The organism is Halomonas sp. BC04 (assembly GCF_000568385.1).
This window is the reverse complement of sequence record NZ_AZQX01000026.1, coordinates 1-6,357: the sequence shown is the minus strand read 5'-3', so window position 1 is coordinate 6,357 and position 6,357 is coordinate 1. Positions and strand designations below refer to the sequence as shown.

Genomic DNA, 6,357 nt, shown 5'->3' with positions numbered 1-6,357 from the left:
CGATCAGCCTGGCGGTGCTGAACCTGCTGCCCATTCCGGTGCTCGACGGTGGCCACCTGCTTTATTATTTCGTGGAAGCGGTCCGTGGCCGGCCGGTTTCCGAGCGGACCCAGGCGATGGGGCTGCGTATTGGTTTGGCGCTGATAGCCACGCTGATGTTGATGGCGCTCTATTTCGATCTGATGCGTCTCTGGTAGCGAGCGACTCTACCCCGACCGGGGGCACAGGGAGAGGTGGAGCCGGCTCCAGCCTTGTCAGTCACCCGCACAAATGTATAAGGTGCCTGTCTGGACAGGCAGGCGGATCAACGCGAGCGAAGCGACTGCATGAATATCAAGACCCTCGGACTGGCGGCTCTGCTGCTGGCCGGTTCCAATACGGTGCTGGCCGAATCTTTTGAAGTGACCGACATTCGCGTGGAGGGGCTGCAGCGCGTTTCCGCTGCCTCCGTCTTCAACGCCTTCCCCGTCAGTGCCCGGGATCGGGTGGATGACCGCGAGCTGGCCGAGGCGGCGCGCAGCCTGTTCGCCACGGGCCTGTTCGACGATATCCAGCTGGCCAGGGATGGTGATGTGCTGGTCATTCAGGTGGTGGAGCGCCCCACCATCTCGCGGCTCAACATCAGCGGCAACCGCCAGCTTTCCGAAGATGACCTGCGTCGTGGCCTTCGCGAAGGCGGGCTTGCCGAAGGGCAGGTTTTGCAGCTCTCCACTCTCGAGGAGATCCAGCGCGAGCTGGAGGGTGTCTACCAGTCACAGGGCCGCTACAGCGCGCGTATCGAGACCAGCGTGCGTGAAATCGATGAAGGGCGGGTCCAGGTCGATATCGACATCAACGAAGGGGCCGTAGCCAAGATTCGCCAGATCAACGTCGTTGGCAACCGGGATTTCGACGACGACGAACTGCGCGGTGTCTTCGAGCTCAGCGACCGCCCCGGACGCTTCTTCGGCTGGTTCTCGCGAGACGAATACTCCCGTGAAGCATTGGCCGGCGATCTGGAGCGGCTGCGCTCTTTCTATCTCGATCGCGGCTATGTGAACTTCGCCATTACCTCCACCCAGGTATCGATCAGCCCGGACAAGTCGCGGATATTCGTCACCGTTAATATCGACGAGGGACGACAGTATCGCCTGGGCGACATCCGCTTTGCAGGGGATATGCAGATCAGCGAGCGTGAGGCGCGCGACCTGCTTCAGGTGGAAAGCGGCCAGATATTCTCGCGTAGCGACGTCACCGCCTCCACCGAGGCCCTGCGTTCCCGCCTGGGTGCCGAAGCTTCGCCTTCGCCCGGGTCGAGGGTGTGCCGGAGCCCGGTGCCGATGGCTCGACGGTGGATCTCACCATAAGGGTCGATCCGGGACAGCGTGCCTATGTGCGGCGCATCAACTTCATCGGTAATACCAGCACCCAGGATGAGGTGTTGCGTCGCGAGATGATCCAGATGGAGGGGGCACCCGCTTCCACCGAGTCGATCAGCCAGTCGCGCCGTCGCCTGGAGCGCCTGGGCTTCTTCAGCCAGGTAGACGTGGATACCCAGCCGGTGGCGGGCGAGCCCGACAAGCTGGATGTCACTTATACCGTTGAGGAGCAGCCCTCCGGTTCGGTATCGGCGAGCATCGGCTTCTCCCAGAGTGCGGGCATCATCTATGGGGCCTCGCTGGCCCAGAACAATTTCCTGGGGACCGGCAACCGAGTCAACGTCGGCGCACAGCGCAGTGATACCTTCACCAGTCTCAACTTCGGCTACACCGATCCCTACTGGACCCTGGACGGCATTTCTCGGGGCTACAACCTGTTTTACCGCGAGACCGACTATGCCGATTCGGATATCTCGACCTTCTCCACCGACGCCTACGGCGGGGGCATCAGCTTCGGCTACCCGATCAGTGAACTCTCCCGGCTCAACTTCGGCGCCAGCATCGAGGACCTGACGGTCAAGACCTTCCGAGACACCCCCTCTGAGATCGTGCGCTACGTCGATGAGCAGGGTGCCGACGCCCAGAGCCTCAAGCTCACTGCCAGCTGGACCCGCAACAACCTGAACCGGGGCATCATGCCCACCTCGGGCAACTACCAGCGTCTGTCGATGGAGACCGCAGCGCCGGGCAGCGACGCGGAGTACTACAAGCTGCGGGCCAGGGCGCAGCAGCTGTTTCCCTTGAACGAGGAGGAGACCTGGGCGCTGAAATTCGGCTCGACCCTGGGCTATGCCGACAGCATCGGTAGCGACCCCCACCCCTTCTACGAGAACTTCTTCTCCGGTGGCCTCGGCTCGGTGCGCGGTTTCACCGCCAATACCCTGGGTCAGCGCACCACCCCCCGCGAGGCGGGACGTGACCGTACCCTGGGTGGCAACGTGCTGGTCGAGGGTAGTGCGGAGCTGCTTTTCCCGATGCCTTTCCTCGAGGACCAGCGGTCGCTGCAGACCGGCTTCTTCATCGATGCCGGTAACACCTTCCTGACCAGCTGTTACCCGGTGGTCGACGGCGACGGACCCTCGAACTGCTCCTCGGGTGTCGACCTGGGTGAGCTGCGTTACAGTGCCGGTATCGGCCTCTCCTGGCTGACCCCGGTGGGTCCGCTGACCTTCAGTGTCGCCGAGCCCCTCAATGACAAGAGCGGCGACGATACCCAGTTCTTCCAGTTTTCACTGGGTCAGACATTCTGACCCGGCATCGACCAAGGAGTCGTACATGCGCAAGTTGACCGCCATTCTCTGTGTAGGCCTGTTCAGTGTCTTGGCACTGCCGGCGCATGCCACCGAGGTCGCCGTGCTGGACTGGCGCCAGGCGCTGCTCTCGTCCGATGCCGCCCAACGCTCCATGGAGCAGTTGGAGAGCCGCCTTCGCGGGCAGCAACAGGAGGCCCAGGCGCTGGGGGAGGAGCTGCAGAGCTTGCAGCAGCGCCTTCAGGGAGGCAGCTTCTCGGATGCCGAGCGCCAGGCGATGATCCAGGAATTCCAGCAGAAGGGCAGCCGCTTCGAGCAGCTGCGCCAGCAGATCATCGAGGAGCAGATGCGCTCGGAGCAGGAGTTCCTTCAGCAGTCAGAGCCGAAGCTGGAGCGGGCGGTTGAGCAGGTCATCTCGCGGCACCGCATCCAGGTGCTGGTCGACCCCCAGGGCGTGGTTCATTCAGAAGTCGAGCTACCGAACCTGACCGGGGAAGTGACCGATATCCTCAACTCTCTCAACTGATCTGCCACGGCGGCTTGCCGCCGTGCTCTGCTGACTACCGGGTCTTCATGACGCAACCTGCTCCCCCACAGTTCACCCTCGCCGATCTTGCCGAACAGCTCGGAGCGCGGCTGGTGGGTGACGGCACGCGCCGCATCTCGGGTCTGGCTACCTTGCAGGATGCCGGCCCCGAGCAGATCGCCTTCGTGGCTAACCTTTCCTACCTCAGGGGGTTGCACGACACGCGTGCCGGCGCGGTGCTGCTACACCCCGAGCATGCCGGCGAATGCCCGGTGGACCATCTCGAGCTCGATAACCCCTACCTTGGCTATGCTCAGCTGTCACGGCTCTTCGACCCGTTCCTGGCCCCTCCTGCCGGCGGCATCCACCCCACGGCCGTGGTGGCCGAAGACGTACGCCTGGGTGCCAGGGTTGAGATCGGGCCCCAGGCAGTCATCGAGCCTGGCGTCGAGTTGGGCGACGAGGTCGTGATCGGTCCCGGCTGTGTGGTGGGGGCGAACTCGCGTATCGGCGCCCGGTCTCGCCTGCATCCCAACGTGACCGTCTGTCACGGAGTCATCATCGGTGAGCGGGCCATCCTGCACAGCCACTGTGTCATCGGTGGCGACGGTTTCGGTTTCGCCCATGACGGAAAGCGCTGGCACAAGATCGCTCAACTGGGTGGGGTGGTGCTGGGGGATGACGTCGAAGTGGGTAGCTGCTCCAGCATCGACCGTGGGGCACTGGACGACACCGTCATCGGCAACGACGTCAAGATCGACAGTCAGGTGCAGATCGCCCATAACGTGCGGATCGGCGATCACAGCGCCCTTGCCGGCTGTGTCGGCATCGCCGGCTCGACCCGGGTAGGGAGCAACTGCATGCTGGGCGGCGGCGTGGGCCTGGCCGGCCACCTGACCATCTGCGACGGGGTGCAGGTCACCGGCATGAGCCTGGTGACCAACTCGATTCACGAGCCGGGGGTCTACTCGTCGGGTACCGGTGCGATGCAGAACGCCCAGTGGCGCAAGAATGCGGTGCGCTTCAAACAGCTCGACGATATCGCCCGCCGCCTGGCCAAGCTGGAAAAGCGCAACCCGGAGGGTTGAGACGAAGTCTGGCGACGCTATAATCCATCGCCTGCCTTTCTCTCCCTGCAGGCATTTCGGAAAGCCGGATGCAACATGCCTATGCTGCTCCGGCTTTCCTACTTCCTTTCAGAGGTCGCTACGATGGTAATGGACATCAACGAGATTCGTGAGTATCTACCCCACCGTTATCCTTTCCTGCTGGTGGATCGGATCACGGAGTTGACGCTCGGCGAACTGATCGTTGGCTACAAGAATGTCAGCATCAACGAGCCGTTCTTCAACGGCCACTTCCCGCACCACCCGATCATGCCCGGTGTGCTGGTGCTCGAAGCCCTGGCGCAGGTGTGTGGCATCCTGGGGTTCAAGACCGTCAACAAGTTGCCCGCCGACGGTTATGTCTACTATCTCGTGGGGAGCGACAACGTGCGTTTCAAGCGCCCGGTCATGCCCGGCGACTGCCTGGTGCTGGAGGCTCGCGTGGAACGTGAAAAGCGCGGCATCTGGAAATTTGCCTGCCGTGCTACGGTAGGGGGCGAGCTGGCCTGTGAGGCCGACATCATCTGTGCCGAGAGGAAGGTTGCTTGATACATACCACTGCCATCGTCGATCCCAGTGCACGTCTGGCCGAGGATGTCGAGGTCGGACCTTTTACCGTGATCGGGCCCGACGTCGAGATCGGGTCCGGCAGTCGTATCGGTCCGCATGTCGTGATCAAGGGGCCGACCGTACTGGGCGCCCGTACCCGTATCTTCCAGTTTGCCTCGGTGGGCGAGGATTGCCAGGACAAGAAGTATGCCGGGGAACCCACGCGCCTGGTGATGGGCGACGACAACGTCATCCGGGAGGGGGCAACGCTGCACCGCGGCACCGCCCAGGATCGCGGTGAGACCGTCATCGGTTCGCGCAACCTGTTCATGGCCTATGTTCACGTGGGACACGACTGTCTCATCGGCAACGACTGCGTGTTCGCCAACCAGGTAACCCTGGCCGGCCATGTCACCCTGGGTGACTTCGCCATACTGGGAGGGCTCTCCGCGATCCACCAGTTCTGTCACTTCGGCGCTTATGCCATGGCCGGCGGTGGCTCGATCATCACCAAGGACACGCCGGCCTTCGTGATGATCAATGGCAATCCGGCCAGGGCTCATGGCCTCAACCTGACGGGGCTGAAACGCCGTGGTTTCTCGAAGGACGCGATCAAGGCCCTGAGCGAGTCCTACAAGCTGGTCTATCGCCAAGGGTTGACCGTCGAGCAGGCGCTGGTGGCCATCCGCAGCCGTTTTCCGATGCCCGAGACCGAAGCCTTCGCCGCCTCCATCGAGGTGTCCTCTCGTGGCATCGTGCGCTGACGTGATGGGGCCATGACGGTAAGACGTGTCTATATCGTGGCCGGTGAGCTCTCCGGCGACAATCTGGGTACCGGCTTGATGCGCGCCCTCAAGGCACGCCACCCGGACGTGGAATTCCGTGGCATCGGCGGACCGGGAATGATCGCCGAAGGCATGGAGAGCCGCTTTCCCCTGGAAACCCTCTCGGTGATGGGCCTGGTGGAGGTGATCAAGCACCTTCCCGAGCTGATCCGCGTGCGGCGCTCCCTCAGGAGGGATGCCCTGGCCTGGCAGCCCGATATCATGATCGGTATCGATGCCCCCGACTTCAATCTCGGCTTGGAGCGACAGCTGCGCGAGGCGGGCATCACCACCGCGCACTATGTCAGCCCCACGGTGTGGGCCTGGCGGCAGGGGCGGATCAAGGGGATCGCCCGCTCCGTCGATGCCATGCTCACCTTCCTGCCCTTCGAGGCCGCCTTCTACGCCCGTCACCGGGTGCCGGTGGCCTTCGTCGGACATCCGTTGGCCGACGAGCTGCCGCTGACCAACGACCGCGCCATGGCCCGTGCCGCGCTGGGGCTGGATGCGGACACGGCCGTTCTTGCCCTGCTGCCGGGATCCCGGGCCAACGAGATCCGCTTTCTCGGCGACACCTTCCTCGACGCCGCCGAGCAACTGTGCCGGGTCCGCCCCGGGCTACAGGTGGTGATTCCCGCAGCGACGCCGAAGCGGCATGAAGAACTGCGGGCGTTGCTGGCGGCA

At 63.5% G+C, this 6,357-nt stretch carries 6 protein-coding genes and 1 pseudogene; all 7 read left to right on the top strand.

Features of this window, described 5'->3' with window-relative positions; genetic code table 11:
• Positions 1-197, top strand: a 197-nt coding sequence (locus Q427_RS02245) for a site-2 protease family protein (RefSeq protein WP_043510594.1), incomplete at its 5' end; no start/stop codon positions are given.
• Between the two features lie 129 nt (positions 198-326).
• Positions 327-2,668, top strand: a pseudogene (gene bamA, locus Q427_RS02240) (outer membrane protein assembly factor BamA).
• A gap of 25 nt (positions 2,669-2,693) precedes the next feature.
• A complete protein-coding gene (locus Q427_RS02235) occupies positions 2,694-3,194 on the top strand; it encodes an OmpH family outer membrane protein (protein ID WP_043510590.1) in 501 nt (166 codons plus the stop codon).
• 47 nt (positions 3,195-3,241) lie between these two features.
• Positions 3,242-4,282 (top strand): UDP-3-O-(3-hydroxymyristoyl)glucosamine N-acyltransferase, encoded by a 1,041-nt coding sequence (gene lpxD / locus Q427_RS02230; RefSeq protein WP_043510588.1) that lies wholly within the window; start codon positions 3,242-3,244, stop codon positions 4,280-4,282.
• Between the two features lie 123 nt (positions 4,283-4,405).
• Complete coding sequence (gene fabZ, locus Q427_RS02225) at positions 4,406-4,849, top strand: 3-hydroxyacyl-ACP dehydratase FabZ (RefSeq protein ID WP_043510595.1); 444 nt, start codon at positions 4,406-4,408, stop codon at positions 4,847-4,849.
• Entirely contained in the window at positions 4,846-5,613 is a 768-nt protein-coding gene (gene lpxA / locus Q427_RS02220) for an acyl-ACP--UDP-N-acetylglucosamine O-acyltransferase (protein WP_043510586.1), read from the top strand. The genes fabZ and lpxA overlap by 4 nt, the downstream gene beginning before the upstream one ends.
• A 12-nt stretch (positions 5,614-5,625) precedes the next feature.
• Positions 5,626-6,357: lipid-A-disaccharide synthase (gene lpxB / locus Q427_RS02215; protein WP_043510584.1), on the top strand; the 732-nt coding region annotated here is incomplete at its 3' end.

Excerpts from the sequence above, each read along its gene's own strand:
- Q427_RS02235 (WP_043510590.1), top strand. The coding sequence starts at position 2,694 with ATGCGCAAGTTGACCGCCATTCTCTGTGTAGGCCTGTTCAGTGTCTTG.
- lpxD (WP_043510588.1), top strand. The coding sequence starts at position 3,242 with ATGACGCAACCTGCTCCCCCACAGTTCACCCTCGCCGATCTTGCCGAA.
- fabZ (WP_043510595.1), top strand. The coding sequence starts at position 4,406 with ATGGTAATGGACATCAACGAGATTCGTGAGTATCTACCCCACCGTTAT.